We start from the raw sequence: 14841 nt of genomic DNA, 5'->3' as shown, positions 1-14841 counted from the left end.
TTATTTCAGCTCAAGTCACGTCACTTTTTGCGACAAGGTTTCCAACAGATCAAGCATATCCTCACTTAATGTTTCTACTTTTTCAAACAACTCGTCCCCATTGTCCTTGGAATTGGGTATAATGGGGAATTTCCATTTCTCATTTCTTGTAGAACCGTTGTTAAAACCAATTTCTAAATAAGAAGATTTCACTACAATATCCTCTTCTTTTACTTGTTTTTCCCATCTTTTCAGCGCTTGGTTGAAACGAGCTGTATACAATTGTTTAAGGAGTTCAATTTTTATGTCCATAAAAGTGCCTCCTATAAAGGTAGTCATAAGCAATAATATGAAATTAAAGTGTTCATTAGAACATCTTTAATTAAAGTTAAGTCTTTATAAATGGTCATCCTAAAAATAAAGAAGCCCTTTTCAACATCCTTTGTTAGAATGCATTTAAGGACTTCTTGTCTCTTTTATATATGTTAGGCTTTACGGATCTTTTGGTAAACGAATAAATCAAGCGGTTTTTTATTAAAAGTAAAGGATTCTTTCTCAGCCTGTGTAGCCCTAATTGATAAAGGCCAAATTCCATGCAACCCTTTGCTGCTTCAGAAGCGAACCCTTGCGACCAATGTTATTTATTAATTCAACAAATTGCTTCTACATGGCAGTCCCTCTGAAAATTTATAAAAATTTTATAAATTTTGTCTGGTAATGAAGGCACATCGTAATATAATGAAAGAGCACCATATTGGAGGATAATGAACGTTAAGCCTTACGCAACTACTGGTTCCGAGCATTACAGGGAGTTAAATTTTAAACAGGCGGATGGACATATGAAAAAGAAATCAAAGAAATTCTGGCGTTCTTATTTAATATTTATGTTATGTTTTGCTGTCATTTTCTTTTTTCCTGATGATATTCGATTTATCTTTGTTGTTGCATTCCCAATCCTCTTTTGGGGAATGTATGGTTTTCTGAATAACCGTACGACGTAGCATGGAATACAGAGGTATGGTTCGCAGATAGCTGGCTTGTTCACCCTAAAAAATCGTCCACCCTTGAGTGTCCATGCTCGTTTAGGGTGGATTTTATTCCTAATAGGGCCGATCCTCCTGGATAGAACCGAGCTATTGTATAAATGGTGACACAACTTCCATATACCTTCTCTAAGGCTTAACGTTCGATCCCATTCCGCTAATGAACTGGAAGAGGACAAACGAGACCAAATTGCGCACTAGTTGAAAACCGCATCTAACCAATGCTTGGCTATATGTCGGAGTTTTCTTCGTATTCGAGTATATCACCAGGCTGACAATTTAATGTCTGACAAATTTTTTCTAACGTAGCAAAGCGAATCCCACGCGCTTTGCCTGTTTTTAGTATTGATAAATTAGCTTGAGTAATATCAATTTTTTCTGCTAACTCTTTTGAAGAAATGTTTCTTTCTAGCATTACTCGATCTAAGTTAATTTTTATCATTAGGCCTCCCACCTAAATCACGTTGTTAGAATCGTCTTGCAAAGATATGCCATATTTAAAAACCACATAAAGCGTATAAATGATGGCTAACAGAAGAATGTTTCCGATTAAACCTGGTGAAGAATCTGAAAAGACATCACTGACATTGTATACATGCGCCTGTGCAAAGAACAACTGACTAATGATCTGCAAAATGGTAAAGCTCGTGATCGAGATTAAGATTAGTTTGAGATACGTAAGATTTTGGGAAACAAAAAAGTGTTGTTTATAAATATTACCAATCATTTTATGTAGAGCGTACATAATGATAAACAAACAAGCAATGATGGCTAGTGCGACTAAGCAAGAAAGTACTAAAAACCATACTGGTAGGTTTGTGTTTAACCCTGCATACTGTAGCAATTGCGTTTTGACCCCGTTCGACACGACCAATAAAGCTCCAGCCGCAAATAAGAGTATTAATCCAGCAAACGCAAATAAAAATTGAGCAATTAGCGACACAATTGACAGGAATTTTAGAACGGTCTTGGTAAAAAGATTCATTATATGCCCCCCTTAACTATTTATTATTGTAAAACGATAACACATTATTGTCAAACAATAATTTTTGGTTTTAAGGGGGTTCCAATTTCCGCACTAAAAAACCTCTCCCCGATTTCCTCGGGAAGAGGCTGTAAACGTTGATATTAACGCTTCGAGAACTGAGGCGCACGACGAGCGGCTTTAAGACCGTATTTTTTACGTTCTTTCATGCGGGCATCGCGTGTAAGGAAGCCTGCTGCTTTTAGTGTTGCACGGTTGTCAGGATCGACTTGTAGTAGGGCGCGGGCAATGCCGTGGCGGATTGCGCCTGCTTGGCCGGTGAAGCCACCGCCATTGACATTAACGTGGACGTCATATTGGCCAGTTACGCCTGTTTCAACAAGTGGTTGTTTTACGATCAATTTTAATGTTTCAAGACCGAAATATTCATCAAGGTCACGACCGTTTACAACAATTTTGCCTTCGCCAGGAATGAGGCGAACACGGGCAACAGAGTGCTTACGGCGACCTGTGCCGTAGTATTGTACTTGAGCCATAATCATTACCTCCTAAAGATTAACCGCGAAGCTCGTATGCTTCTGGTTTTTGTGCATGGTGATTGTGTTCTGAGCCTGCATAGACGTGCAGTTTCATTCCTTGTTTGCGGCCAAGAGTGTTTTTCGGAAGCATCCCTTTGATCGCCAACTCAAGCATACGCTCTGGCTTGTTCGCACGCATGTCTTGTGCTTTTGTTTGTTTCAAGCCGCCTGGGTGGTTCGTGTGGCGGTAGTAAATCTTATCTTGGAGCTTGTTTCCAGTTAGTTGAATTTTGCTTGCATTCAAAACAATCACATGGTCGCCAGTATCGACGTGCGGCGTGAATGTTGGTTTGTGCTTTCCGCGAAGGATAGATGCTACTTCTGAAGCAAGACGCCCAAGCGTTTGCCCTTCAGCGTCGACTACATACCATTTACGCTCAACTTCGTTTGGCTTTGCCATATATGTTGTACGCATAGTTTAAACCTCCTAAATAATAAACACGTTTTTATCTGATCGTTTTGCCAAGAGAAACACGTTAAACTGGCTGTTTTAATGCGCATTCCCTTTAGCATAGTCCTTTATTCCGTAACCCGGGGCAGTGGGTCTTAAGAATTGCCATCTAATATCATACAATATCGGCTTAGTAAAGTCAATTAATTCATAGAAACTTGTCCGGGTGTTTCATTCACAAAAAGCGGCTGGCCGTAGTCCACCTCATACAGGCACAAGCCATGCGCAGGGGCTGTTTTCCCAGCCAGGTTGCGGCTTTTGCCTGCCAAGATGACTTTCATTTCAGAGGCTACCCGTTTGCCAGTGCCTATTTCTAGAAGCGTTCCGACTATAATGCGGACCATATTGTATAAAAAACCAGTGCCGCGGATTGAAATAAGCAGCCCTTCTTCGCTAGGCTGGACGGCTACATGGGTAATCGTCCTGACTTTGTCGGTCACGGTTGTGTTCGCTGCACAAAAAGCAGAAAAGTCGTGTGTCCCTAACAAATGCTTAGCCGCTGTCTGCATCGCTGGCACATCAAGAGCTTGTTTAATGTGGACAGCAAAATGGCGGCGGAACACATTTTCGAAAGGTCCGCATTGGATATAATAACGGTACTCTTTCGCCTGAGCCCCATAACGGGCATGAAAATCTGGTTCTACCATTGCCGCGTTTGTGACGACAATGTCATCAGGAAGATGGGTGTTTAAAGCAGATACCCAACGCTCAGGGGCAATCGTTAATTCTGTATCAAAATGGAGCACTTGGCCACAGGCGTGCACTCCTGCATCTGTGCGCCCTGATGCAACAACTGGGACTCGTGCCCCTTTATGAATCTCTTGCAGTGCTCTTTCAACTTCGCTTTGGACCGTGCGTTTGCCGGGCTGGACTTGGTAACCGGCAAAAGCTGTGCCATCATAGCTTAGTTTGCATGCCATTCTAGACATTTCCTTTTGTTCTCCTTCAACTAAAACCAGGCAAGCAGGAACGCTACAGTCGCACTAACAAGCAGCGCATACGTATCCTTAAACGCCCACTGGTTTGTTTTCCAGGACGACCGTTCCCTGTTGCGGCTGTATCCCCGCGCCTCCATGGCTTGAGCCAACTCTTCTGCACGCTTTAATGAGCGAACAAATAGCGGCACAAGCAGTGGCATGTACGCTAGTACGCGTTTCATGAATGGCTGGTCACGGACGCCAATTCCCCTTGCTGCTTGAGCCCGGGATATCATGTGTAATTCACCACTTAAAATCGGAATAAAACGTAATGTAATCGACATCATCATCGCAAGGTCTGAAACGGGAAATTTTACTGCCTTTAACGGCTTCAGGAGCGATTCAATTGCCCACGTAATATGCAACGGGCTTGTCGTCATTGTCAATAGCGTTGCAGCAAGAAAAAGACATAAAGTGCGCCATGCTAAAATCCCGCCTTCAGCAAGGCCTTCGGCATAAACGGGCCAGCCAAATAGGTGAAAAACCAAGTGGCCTTCCCGCGTTACAATCACTTGCAACAAAGCAAAGGCAATGACAAACCATATAATCGGTTTCAGCGATTTGACAAGGACAGGGAGCGGCACCTTGCTAGAGGCAATCGCTGCTACAAAATAGCACGCTGATACTGCAAGCGTTGCGGGAGAGGCAACAAAAAATAGCGCCAATGCGACAATGAACACGCTAAGCAGCTTGCTGCGCGGATCAAGGCGATGCACAAATGACTCGCTTGGTCTGTATTGCCCCATTAAAAGCGATGGTCCCTTCATTGCTGTCCTCCCTTGCGATCGATGAGCCAATCTGCCAACGTTGCTGCATCGCGTAAAAAAGGAATCGTCCCTTTTGATGCGATGGCTTTTTGTGCAAAAGCCATCGCTTTTGGCAAAGCCAGTTTTGCCGTTTGTAACACGTCTCCCGCTTGAAATACGGCAGCAGGCTCGTCCACCATTAGCGGCGTCCCATTATGCATCACCACGCAAAAATCGGCGTATTTGGCCACGTCGTCCATCGAATGGGTCACCACCCAAATCGATGCATTGTTTGTTTGGCGATAGTTGCAAAGCAATTGGAACAGCGCCTCTTTCGATGCTGGGTCAAGCCCGGCACCAGGCTCGTCTAACACAAGCATTTTCGGCTGCTGGACGAGGACAGAAGCAATGGCGACTCGGCGTTTTTGCCCCCCTGAAAGCTGAAACGGGGAAGCGCTGAGCAACGCAGGCGGCAGCCCGACTGTGTGAAGGGCCGCGGCCGCGGTTTTCGCCGCCTCGACTTTTGAGACGCCCTGCATCCGTAGGACATAGCCAATCTCTTTTTCAACTGTTTCTTCAAATAGCTGATGTTCCGGATATTGAAAGACAAAACCGACCTTTTTCCTTAACGGTTGTAGCTGTTTTTTTTGCTCAGGCAGACAAACGTCCCCAATTTCGACTGTTCCTTTTGTTGGCAGAAGCAAACCGTTTAAATGCTGGACCAATGTCGATTTCCCCGCTCCACTCGCACCAACTACAGCAACAAACCGACCTGCCGGCACACGGAGCGTAACGCCATGAAGCGCTTGGACCGTTGTGCCTGCATCGTTGTATTCGTAGCTTACTTCGTTAAATGCAACGTCCATAATGCCTGCAATAGCTCCTCTTCCGTTTGGGGATTGCCTATCGCCGCACCGCGCTTGTGTAATTCAGCTTGGAGCTCATATAAAAAAGGAAGTGCGATATCGAGCTGTTCTACTTGGTCGTGGTTAAAAAATAGCTGGGCCGGTGTGCCATCAAAAACCAAACGGCCCTCTTTAAGCGCTAAAACACGGTCTGCAAAGAGCAGTTCTTCTGGATCGTGGGTAATGGACAAGATGGTCTTGCCTTTGCGATGGAGTTTCTTTAATAGCGAAAGCCCTTCCCTTTGCCCAGCCGGATCTAGCATGGATGTGGCTTCATCGAGAACGAAAATGTCTGGGTCAGGTGCTAGCACACCCCCAAGGGCGACTCGTTGCTTTTGACCACCTGATAAGCGGCTCACATCCCGTTTTAGCAATGCTTCAATGCCTAGTTCCTTTGCCACTGCTGCAACACGCCGTGAAATTTGGTCAGGTGGCCACCCACGGTTTTCCAGCCCAAACGCAAGATCATCTTCCACAATGGTTGTGACAATTTGATTGTCTGGATTTTGAAAAACAAACCCCACTGCTAGGCGGATTTTCTCGGCATTTGCTGCCGTTGTCCACTTTTGCACCGTCACTGTTCCGGAAGAGGGCAGCAATAAGCCATTTAATAGCCTTGCCAACGTCGATTTCCCTGAGCCGCTGTGCCCGACAACGGCAACCCACTCACCCTTTTGAACGTGCAGCGAAATATCCGTGAGCGCGTCGGCAGCATGATTGGCATAACGATAGGAAACATGCTCACAAACAAGCATCCCCACACCCCATTTTTTTACGTAACAAAAAAGGGCATAGAGTGAAAGAAGCACCTTGCTCCTATTGTCTCCTGCCCTTAATCGCCGCTTACCTGAGCTTTTTAAACAAACTCAATGATTGCCATTGGTGCACCGTCACCACGACGAGGACCAACTTTAAGAATGCGTGTATATCCACCTTGACGCTCTGCAAAGCGCGGAGCGATATCTGCAAACAGCTTTTGGATTGCATCTTGCCCTGATTCAACGTCTGCTATTTCGTTGCGAACGAACGCTGCAGCTTGACGGCGGGCATGCAAATCACCGCGTTTTCCAAGCGTAATCATTTTTTCAACGATTGGACGCAGCTCCTTTGCTTTTGCTTCAGTTGTTTCAATGCGTTCGTTGATGATAAGGTCTGTCACCAAATCACGAAGCAACGCTTTACGTTGTGAGCTCGTACGGCCAAGTTTTGCGTATGCCATGCTAATTCCCTCCTTTGAGACAAAAACCTATTCCTTATTCTTCATTGCGAAGCCCGAGGCCAAGTTCGCCCAACTTCTCTTGTACTTCTTCAAGTGATTTACGGCCAAGGTTGCGGACTTTCATCATGTCTTCCTCTGTTTTGTGCGTCAATTCCTGTACAGTATTAATGCCAGCACGCTTCAAACAGTTGTACGAACGGACCGATAAGTCAAGTTCCTCAATGGTCATTTCAAGTACTTTTTCTTTTTGGTCCTCTTCTTTTTCGACCATGATTTCCGCATTTTGCGCTTGGTCTGTTAAACCTACGAAAATATTTAAGTGCTCCGTAAGAATTTTCGCGCCAAGAGAAACGGCTTCTTCTGGGCGAGTACTCCCATCGGTCCACACATCAAGGGTTAGTTTATCATAGTTTGTGACTTGCCCGACACGCGTGTTTTCAACTTGGTAGTTAACGCGCGCCACCGGTGTATAGATCGAGTCAATCGGAAGAACGCCAATTGGCTGGTCATCATTTTTGTTGCCTTCAGCAAGAACGTACCCACGACCTCGTTTCGCCTGCAAGCGCATGCGGAACGATGCTCCTTTTGTAAGCGTAGCGATATGAAGATCAGGATTTAATACTTCAACGTCACTGTCATGAGTCAAATCACCGGCAGTTACATTGCCTTCACCTTGGACGTCAATTTCAAGCGTTTTTTCTTCATCTGAATAAATTTTCAAAGCCAATTTTTTCAGATTCAAGATGATTGTCGTAACATCTTCTACAACGCCTTCAATTGTCGAAAATTCGTGAAGGACACCGTCAATTTGAACAGATGTAACCGCAGCTCCTGGAAGCGAGGACAAAAGGATGCGACGCAAGGAGTTTCCTAGTGTTGTTCCATAACCGCGCTCTAGAGGCTCTACGACAAATTTGCCGTACTTCGCGTCTTCGCTAACTTCCACCGTTTCAATATTCGGCTTTTCAATTTCAATCATTAAACAAACCCTCCTTCAAAACGTCGAACTCCGGCAAACGCAAGGATTGCCCAAAGAGCTCCTTTATTTGGGCTTCCACCTGAGCAAATCCTATTAGTCTTACCTTCATTGTCTATAGATCTCGTCTTATCCATTATAGACATTAGCGGGAAATCTATACAATGACGAATTTCTTACACTCTACGACGTTTCGGCGGACGGCAGCCATTGTGTGGAACTGGTGTCACATCTTTAATCATGTTCACTTCAAGCCCTACAGCTTGCAATGAACGGATTGCCGCTTCACGGCCAGCTCCTGGGCCTTTAACTGAAACTTCGATCGTTTTCATGCCATGCTCCATCGCTGTTTTGGCAGCTGATTCAGCAGCCATTTGCGCAGCAAATGGTGTTGACTTACGAGAGCCTTTAAAACCAAGTGCGCCAGCGCTAGCCCAAGAAATCGCATTGCCATGAGGATCTGTAATCGTCACAATTGTGTTGTTGAATGTAGAACGGATGTGAGCCACACCACTGTCAATGTTTTTTCTTTGACGACGTTTTGGACGAGTATTCGTTTTTTTAGCCATGTTTTTCATTTCCCTCCTTGCTTATTTTTTCTTATTCGCAACCGTACGTTTTGGACCTTTGCGCGTACGAGCATTGTTTTTTGAATTTTGGCCGCGGACCGGTAAGCCACGACGATGACGAATTCCACGATAGCTGCCGATTTCGATTAGACGTTTGATGTTCAAGGAAACTTCACGGCGCAAATCGCCTTCCACTTGATAACCTTCAACTGCTTCACGAATACGGCCAAGTTCTTCTTCCGTTAGGTCACGAACGCGTGTATTTTCGTCAACACCAGCTGTTTCAAGGATTTTTGCTGCTGTTGATTTACCAATACCAAATACGTAAGTGAGTGAGATTACAACGCGCTTATCGCGAGGAATGTCAACACCTGCAACACGTGCCATGGGCTAGGCACCTCCTTATCATTTAACCTTGTTTTTGTTTGTGTTTCGGGTTTTCACAAATTACCATAACATTGCCTTTGCGGCGAATAACCTTGCATTTTTCGCAAATCGGTTTGACTGATGGTCTTACCTTCATTGTATAAACCTCCTTATATACGGAGAGTGTTTTTATTTATAACGGTACGTAATCCGCCCGCGCGTCAAATCGTAAGGAGAAAGTTCAACCGTAACTTTATCGCCAGGCAAGATGCGGATAAAGTTCATGCGAATTTTTCCAGATACATGCGCAAGAATTTTATGACCGTTTTCAAGTTCTACACGAAACATTGCGTTTGGCAACGGCTCAATCACCGTGCCTTCCACTTCTATCACGTCTTCTTTTGCCATGAATGGATATCCTCCCTTCGAGTAGATGCAAGCAATACCTTTTTGTCTTCATCACTGTACAGACAGTCTATCTTACCTGAAAAATTATGCTTTCGTCAAGATCTCGTATCCTGTTTCTGTGATTGCAACCGTATGCTCAAAATGGGCACAGTTCTTTTTATCGACTGTCACCACTGTCCAGTTATCAGCAAGCGTCCGTACGTAGCGAGAGCCTGCATTGACCATTGGCTCAATCGCCAATACCATTCCAGGCTTCAACTTCGGCCCTTTCCCAGGAGGACCATAGTTGGGAATGTTCGGGTCTTCATGCAAGTCTTTCCCAATGCCGTGGCCGGCATACTCACGTACGACTGCGTATCCTGACTGTTCGACAAAAGTTTGAACCGCATGGGAAATATCCGATAGGCGATTGCCAGGGCGTGCCAGTTCTAACCCTTTGTACAAAGAAGCCTCCGTTGCATCAAGCAGCTTTTGGTCTTCTTCTTTAATCGTCCCGACTCCATACGTCCAAGCCGAATCGCCATGATAGCCATTGTAATAGGCGCCTATATCTAAGCTGATAACATCTCCATCTGCAAGCATGCGATCGCCAGGTATGCCGTGCACCAACTCTTCGTTCACCGACGCACAAATGCTTCCTGTGAAACCGCCGTATCCAAGAAAAGAAGGCGTTGCATCATGAGAACGAATAAACGCTTCAGCTAGTGCATCCAACTCACCAGTTGTAATGCCTGGCTTAATGTAAGGCTTCAAGTGGGCATGCGTTAGGGCGACAATCTGCCCGGCTTTTCGCATCACGTCAAGCTCGCGTTCCGTTTTAATGACAATCATGCACGCTTCTCCGATAGAATCGCTTTTATGTCAGCATACACAGTGTTCATGTCTTGGTTGCCGTCCACTTGTCTTAAGTAGCCTTTTGCTTCATAAAAGTCAATGAGTGGCTTCGTTTGCTTTTCATTTACTTCTAGGCGTCTTTTGACCGTTTCCGGCTTGTCGTCGTCGCGTTGAATTAAATCGCTGCCGTCAATATCGCATTTGCCTTCCACTTTTGGCGGGTTATACACAATATGGTATGTCTTACCCGTAGTAGGAGACACGCGGCGTCCCGTTAAACGCTCCATCAGAAGTTCTTTCGGGACTGCGATATTCAACACATGGTCAAGCTGTTTGCCGAGGGATGAAAGAATGCCTTCCAGCGCTTCCGCCTGGGCAATGGTACGAGGAAAACCATCGAGCAAAAACCCATTCTCGCAATCGTCTTCCGACAAACGCTCTTTGACTATTCCAATTGTTACTTCGTCAGGGACAAGATCACCTGCGTCTATAAACGACTTCGCTTTCAAGCCAAGCTCCGTTTCATTTTTCATCGCAGCGCGAAACATATCGCCTGTAGAAATGTGCGGAATGCCATAGTCGTTCACAATTTTCTCCGCCTGTGTTCCTTTGCCGGCGCCTGGCAATCCCATTAAAATTAAATTCATTAAGATCCCCTTCCTGCAAGTCAAAAAGACGAACGGGTAAGGCGTTTGTCCTGCCCGTCCTTCTTTTTAGTTAATGAAGCCTTTATACGAACGTTTAATGAGCTGCCCTTCGATTTGTTTCATCGTATCTAGCGCAACGCCAACGATGATTAACAAGCCCGTGCCGCCAATTTGCACTTGCTGCGGCAAGTCAAGTAGCGCAATAAACACAACCGGTATCGTTGCGATGGTCGCAAGGAATAGCGCACCAACGAACGTAAGCCGATATAAAATTTTCGTGATAAAAGACTGCGTTGCTTGACCAGGACGAATGCCAGGGATATACCCGCCTTGCCGTTTCAAATTATCGGCCATTTTTTCCGGGTTAACCTGTACAAAAGTGTAAAAATACGTAAACGCGATAATCAGGACAACAAAAAGGCTGCCTCCGATCCATGAACTCGGCACGAAATGTTCGACAATCCACCTTGCCCATGCCTTGTCCTCTGGCCCAACAAATGAAGCAATGGTTGATGGAAAATAAAACAATGCTGAGGCAAAGATGACCGGAATAACCCCTGAAGCGTTCACTTTAATCGGCAAATGCGTTGACTGTCCGCCTACTTGGCTGCGATTGACAACGCGCTTCGCATATTGGACAGGTATTTTCCGCAAGGCTTGGTGCACGTAAATGACGCCAATGATAATCAGTAATACGATTAAAGCGAGCAATGCAACGGTGGCGATGCTCAAAAATAACTGGTCGCCTGCGCCTTCAATTTCAGATGTATATAAAGCATTCAGCATGTTCGGAATGCCGGCTGCAATACCTGCAAAGATAATGAGCGAGATTCCATTCCCTACACCATGAGCCGTAATCTGCTCCCCTAGCCACATTAAAAATGCTGTACCTGCTGTAAGGACGATGGCGATATAGACATACGTCATCACAGATGGATTTTCAATTAAGCCAGGGCCTGCTCCTTGATACATTGAATTAAAACCGACTGACATGGCGATTGCTTGGACAAACCCTAATACAATCGTGCCATATCGAGTTACTTGCGTTAGCTTTTTCCGACCAGCCTCACCCTGTTTCGCCCATTCTGCAAACTTCGGCACTACATCAAGTTGAAGAAGCTGAACAACGATCGAGGCTGTGATGTAAGGCATGATCCCCATTGCAAAAATCGAGAAGTTGCTTAGTGCGCCGCCGCCAAAGGTGTCGAGAAACCCGAAAGCATTAGCGCCGCCAAAAAGCATCTCAAGCGCATCACTGTTCGTGCCTGGCACGGGTATGAATGCGCCGATTCGAAAAACAATAAGCATCAAAAGCGTAAAGATGATTTTTCGACGTAAATCTCTCACACGGAAGATGTTGGAGATCGCCTTAAACATTAAACCACCTCGGTTTTTCCGCCAGCAGCCTCAATTGCTTTTACTGCAGATGCAGAGAACTTATGAGCTTTTACAGTCAAGTTTTTGTCTAGGTTGCCATTGCCCAGCACTTTAATGCCGTGCTTAACATTTTTTACCGTTTTCGTTTCAATAAGAAGTTCTGGAGTCACTTCTGTGCCAGCTTCAAAACGATTCAGCACGTCTAGGTTCACAACTGTATACTCTTTACGGTGAATGTTCGTGAATCCACGTTTTGGCAAACGGCGATAAAGTGGGTTTTGCCCACCTTCAAATCCAGGACGAACGCCGCCGCCTGAACGGGCTTTTTGCCCTTTGTGGCCTTTGCCTGCCGTTTTTCCGTTGCCAGACCCGATACCGCGACCTACACGATTGCGGACTTTGCGTGAACCTTCTGCTGGTTGTAGTTCGTGAAGTTTCATGCTTCCTACACCTCCTCGTTATGAAAAATGATCTATTTACGCGTCGATCTCATTAACAGTAATCAAATGTTTAACTTTGTTTACCATTCCGCGGATCGCTGCATTATCTTCTTGTACGACCGTTTGGTGCAATTTACGCAAACCAAGCGTATTTACTGTCACGCGTTGATCGCTTGGGCGGCCAATCAAGCTACGTGTAAGGGTGATTTCTAATTTCTTCGCCATCGTAATCCCTCCCTTAACCTAACAGTTCTTCTACGGATTTGCCACGTAGTTTCGCTACTTCTTCAGCACGCTTCAAGTTTGTTAGGCCAGTTATAGTAGCGCGAACCATGTTGATCGGGTTGCTTGAGCCAAGAGATTTGGAAAGGACGTCACCGATGCCAGCGAGTTCAAGCACAGCACGTACAGGACCGCCAGCGATAACGCCAGTACCTTCAGAGGCTGGCTTCAAAAATACGCGACCCGCACCAAAACGCCCAACAATTTGGTGTGGAATCGTTGTATTAACGATCGGCACTTCAATTAAGTTTTTCTTTGCATCTTCTACAGCTTTACGAATGGCTTCAGGCACTTCTTGTGCTTTCCCCATTCCAAAACCGACGTGTCCGTTTTTGTCGCCTACGACAACAAGCGCGGCAAAACGAAAACGGCGTCCACCTTTAACCACTTTTGCAACACGGTTGATTGTGACAACTTTTTCTTCAAGTTCCAATGTGTTTGGATCGATAGAACGCATATACGATGTTTCCCTCCTTCGTAATTAGAATTTAAGGCCAGCTTCGCGAGCACCATCAGCCAGCTCAGCAATACGGCCGTGATATAAGTAGCCTCCACGATCAAAGACCACTGATTCGAATCCCGCATCAACCGCACGTTTTCCTACAAGTTCGCCGACTTTACGCGCAGCTTCTTTATTGCCGCCGTTCTCAAGCCCCAACTCTTTGTCAAGCGTAGAAGCTTGTGCAAGAGTTACGCCATTCACATCATCAATAAGCTGAGCGTAAATGTGCTTAGAAGAACGGAATACGTTCAAACGTGGACGCTGCGGCGTACCGCTTAGTGTGCGGCGTACGTGAGCGTGTCTTTTCTTACGGCCTGCATTTTTGTTAGGCTTCGTAATCATGAGACGTCATTCCTTTCTATACGAAACTAATTATTTACCAGTTTTGCCTTCTTTGCGACGCACATATTCGCCTTCATAACGAATTCCTTTGCCTTTGTAAGGTTCAGGCAGACGCACAGCGCGAATGTTTGATGCAAGCGCCCCAACTCGTTCTTTGTTGATTCCTTTTACAACCACTTTCGTATTGGAAGGAACTTCGATTTCAAGGCCTTCTTCAGGAGTGATTTCAACTGGGTGAGAGTAACCAACGTTAAGCACAAGCTTGTTGCCAGATTTGGAAGCACGGTAACCGACACCGTTCAGTTCTAGCGCGCGTTCAAATCCTTTTGTTACACCTTCAACCATGTTGTTTACAAGCGCACGCATCGTTCCGTGAAGAGCACGGTGCTCTTTATGGTCAGATGGGCGTTCAAATGTAATTTCGTTGCCCTCAACAGTAATCTTAATATCCGGGTGAAGCTCACGGCTTAATTCACCTTTTGGACCTTTGACAGTGCAAAGGTTTCCGTCGAATGTAACTGTGACGCCATCAGGAATAATGACAGGTTTTTTACCTACGCGAGACATTTATGTCCACCTCCATTCATTTAAAGCTACTTACCAAACGTAAGCGAGCACTTCTCCGCCGACTTGTTGTTGACGTGCTTCTTTGTCGGTCAAAACGCCTTTTGAAGTTGAAACAAGCGCTATGCCTAAGCCACCAAGAACACGTGGAAGTTCAGTTGATTTTGCGTATACGCGCAATCCAGGTTTTGAAATACGCTTCAACCCAGTAATTACACGTTCGTTAGATGGGCCGTATTTAAGGAAGATACGGATTACACCTTGTTTATTGTCTTCGATGAATTCGTAATCGCGGATGAAGCCCTCGCGCTTAAGAATATCGGCAATCTCTTTTTTAAGCATAGAGGCCGGCAGTTCTAGTTTTTCATGGCGTACAAGGTTCGCATTACGAATACGTGTCAGCATATCTGCAATTGGATCAGTCATGACCATTGATAATTACCTCCTTCCAATCGTTTTTACCAGCTTGCTTTTTTCACGCCAGGAATTTGCCCTTTGTAAGCAAGTTCTCTGAAGCAAATACGGCAAAGTTTGAATTTGCGCAGCACTGAGTGAGGACGGCCGCAACGCTCACAACGAGTATAAGCTTGAACATTATACTTCGGTGTGCGTTTTTGCTTTGCGATCATTGATTTTTTTGCCAACGTGTTC

25 protein-coding genes are annotated in these 14841 nt (G+C 45.4%); all 25 read right to left on the bottom strand.

Annotated elements, in window-relative coordinates; translation table 11 throughout:
• Positions 1-15: 15 nt before the first annotated feature.
• Positions 16-291 carry a hypothetical protein gene (locus V5G21_RS10255; RefSeq protein WP_011245050.1) on the bottom strand — a complete coding sequence of 92 codons (276 nt, stop codon included), beginning with the start codon at positions 289-291 and terminating at the stop codon, positions 16-18.
• 960 nt (positions 292-1251) lie between these two features.
• Positions 1252-1464, bottom strand: a complete 213-nt coding sequence (locus tag V5G21_RS10250; protein WP_035202239.1) for a helix-turn-helix domain-containing protein — start codon at positions 1462-1464, stop codon at positions 1252-1254.
• Between the two features lie 12 nt (positions 1465-1476).
• Entirely contained in the window at positions 1477-2007 is a 531-nt protein-coding gene (locus tag V5G21_RS10245) for a DUF2975 domain-containing protein (RefSeq protein WP_035202238.1), read from the bottom strand.
• A 143-nt stretch (positions 2008-2150) separates the two neighbouring features.
• Positions 2151-2543 carry a 30S ribosomal protein S9 gene (gene rpsI, locus V5G21_RS10240; RefSeq protein ID WP_011245047.1) on the bottom strand — a complete coding sequence of 131 codons (393 nt, stop codon included), beginning with the start codon at positions 2541-2543 and terminating at the stop codon, positions 2151-2153.
• A gap of 19 nt (positions 2544-2562) precedes the next feature.
• Complete coding sequence (gene rplM / locus V5G21_RS10235; RefSeq protein ID WP_011245046.1) at positions 2563-3000, bottom strand: 50S ribosomal protein L13; 438 nt, start codon at positions 2998-3000, stop codon at positions 2563-2565.
• 179 nt (positions 3001-3179) lie between these two features.
• Positions 3180-3965, bottom strand: a complete 786-nt coding sequence (truA, locus tag V5G21_RS10230) for a tRNA pseudouridine(38-40) synthase TruA (RefSeq protein ID WP_011245045.1) — start codon at positions 3963-3965, stop codon at positions 3180-3182.
• Between the two features lie 20 nt (positions 3966-3985).
• Complete coding sequence (locus tag V5G21_RS10225; RefSeq protein ID WP_073305870.1) at positions 3986-4780, bottom strand: energy-coupling factor transporter transmembrane component T family protein; 795 nt, start codon at positions 4778-4780, stop codon at positions 3986-3988.
• Positions 4777-5625 (bottom strand): energy-coupling factor transporter ATPase, encoded by an 849-nt coding sequence (locus V5G21_RS10220; RefSeq protein ID WP_073305868.1) that lies wholly within the window; start codon positions 5623-5625, stop codon positions 4777-4779. The genes V5G21_RS10225 and V5G21_RS10220 overlap by 4 nt, the downstream gene beginning before the upstream one ends.
• Complete coding sequence (locus V5G21_RS10215) at positions 5601-6419, bottom strand: energy-coupling factor transporter ATPase (protein ID WP_073305896.1); 819 nt, start codon at positions 6417-6419, stop codon at positions 5601-5603. The genes V5G21_RS10220 and V5G21_RS10215 overlap by 25 nt, the downstream gene beginning before the upstream one ends.
• Positions 6420-6520: 101 nt before the next feature.
• Positions 6521-6883, bottom strand: coding sequence for a 50S ribosomal protein L17 (rplQ, locus tag V5G21_RS10210; RefSeq protein ID WP_011245041.1), 363 nt, complete (start codon positions 6881-6883; stop codon positions 6521-6523).
• A gap of 34 nt (positions 6884-6917) precedes the next feature.
• Positions 6918-7862, bottom strand: a complete 945-nt coding sequence (locus tag V5G21_RS10205) for a DNA-directed RNA polymerase subunit alpha (protein ID WP_035202235.1) — start codon at positions 7860-7862, stop codon at positions 6918-6920.
• Between the two features lie 173 nt (positions 7863-8035).
• Positions 8036-8428, bottom strand: a complete 393-nt coding sequence (gene rpsK / locus V5G21_RS10200; RefSeq protein ID WP_035202254.1) for a 30S ribosomal protein S11 — start codon at positions 8426-8428, stop codon at positions 8036-8038.
• Positions 8429-8449: 21 nt separating this feature from the next.
• The gene (gene rpsM, locus V5G21_RS10195; RefSeq protein ID WP_011245038.1) at positions 8450-8815 is read right to left on the bottom strand and encodes a 30S ribosomal protein S13; all 366 of its coding nucleotides are present in this window, start codon (positions 8813-8815) and stop codon (positions 8450-8452) included.
• 22 nt (positions 8816-8837) lie between these two features.
• Positions 8838-8951 carry a 50S ribosomal protein L36 gene (rpmJ, locus tag V5G21_RS10190; protein WP_003333770.1) on the bottom strand — a complete coding sequence of 38 codons (114 nt, stop codon included), beginning with the start codon at positions 8949-8951 and terminating at the stop codon, positions 8838-8840.
• Positions 8952-8983: 32 nt separating this feature from the next.
• Complete coding sequence (gene infA, locus V5G21_RS10185; protein WP_011245037.1) at positions 8984-9202, bottom strand: translation initiation factor IF-1; 219 nt, start codon at positions 9200-9202, stop codon at positions 8984-8986.
• A gap of 84 nt (positions 9203-9286) precedes the next feature.
• Complete coding sequence (gene map, locus V5G21_RS10180) at positions 9287-10033, bottom strand: type I methionyl aminopeptidase (protein ID WP_011245036.1); 747 nt, start codon at positions 10031-10033, stop codon at positions 9287-9289.
• A complete protein-coding gene (locus V5G21_RS10175) occupies positions 10030-10683 on the bottom strand; it encodes an adenylate kinase (protein WP_011245035.1) in 654 nt (217 codons plus the stop codon). Before V5G21_RS10175 ends, map begins: the two co-directional genes overlap by 4 nt.
• 66 nt (positions 10684-10749) lie before the next feature.
• The gene (gene secY / locus V5G21_RS10170; protein ID WP_011245034.1) at positions 10750-12060 is read right to left on the bottom strand and encodes a preprotein translocase subunit SecY; all 1311 of its coding nucleotides are present in this window, start codon (positions 12058-12060) and stop codon (positions 10750-10752) included.
• Positions 12060-12500 (bottom strand): 50S ribosomal protein L15, encoded by a 441-nt coding sequence (gene rplO, locus V5G21_RS10165; protein ID WP_011245033.1) that lies wholly within the window; start codon positions 12498-12500, stop codon positions 12060-12062. Before rplO ends, secY begins: the two co-directional genes overlap by 1 nt.
• A gap of 36 nt (positions 12501-12536) precedes the next feature.
• Positions 12537-12725 (bottom strand): 50S ribosomal protein L30, encoded by a 189-nt coding sequence (gene rpmD / locus V5G21_RS10160; protein WP_011245032.1) that lies wholly within the window; start codon positions 12723-12725, stop codon positions 12537-12539.
• 13 nt (positions 12726-12738) lie between these two features.
• Complete coding sequence (gene rpsE / locus V5G21_RS10155) at positions 12739-13239, bottom strand: 30S ribosomal protein S5 (protein WP_011245031.1); 501 nt, start codon at positions 13237-13239, stop codon at positions 12739-12741.
• Between the two features lie 24 nt (positions 13240-13263).
• On the bottom strand, positions 13264-13626 hold the full coding sequence (gene rplR, locus V5G21_RS10150; RefSeq protein ID WP_011245030.1) for a 50S ribosomal protein L18: 363 nt from the start codon (positions 13624-13626) through the stop codon (positions 13264-13266).
• Between the two features lie 30 nt (positions 13627-13656).
• On the bottom strand, positions 13657-14193 hold the full coding sequence (rplF, locus tag V5G21_RS10145) for a 50S ribosomal protein L6 (protein WP_011245029.1): 537 nt from the start codon (positions 14191-14193) through the stop codon (positions 13657-13659).
• A gap of 30 nt (positions 14194-14223) precedes the next feature.
• On the bottom strand, positions 14224-14622 hold the full coding sequence (gene rpsH, locus V5G21_RS10140) for a 30S ribosomal protein S8 (RefSeq protein WP_011245028.1): 399 nt from the start codon (positions 14620-14622) through the stop codon (positions 14224-14226).
• Between the two features lie 26 nt (positions 14623-14648).
• Positions 14649-14834 carry a type Z 30S ribosomal protein S14 gene (locus tag V5G21_RS10135; RefSeq protein ID WP_011245027.1) on the bottom strand — a complete coding sequence of 62 codons (186 nt, stop codon included), beginning with the start codon at positions 14832-14834 and terminating at the stop codon, positions 14649-14651.
• Positions 14835-14841: the final 7 nt, after the last annotated feature.

The sequence above is a fragment of the Shouchella rhizosphaerae genome (genome assembly GCF_036700015.1).
Classification (GTDB): Bacteria; Bacillota; Bacilli; order Bacillales; family Bacillaceae_D; genus Shouchella; species Shouchella rhizosphaerae.
This window is presented reverse-complemented; position numbering and strand designations above follow the sequence as displayed.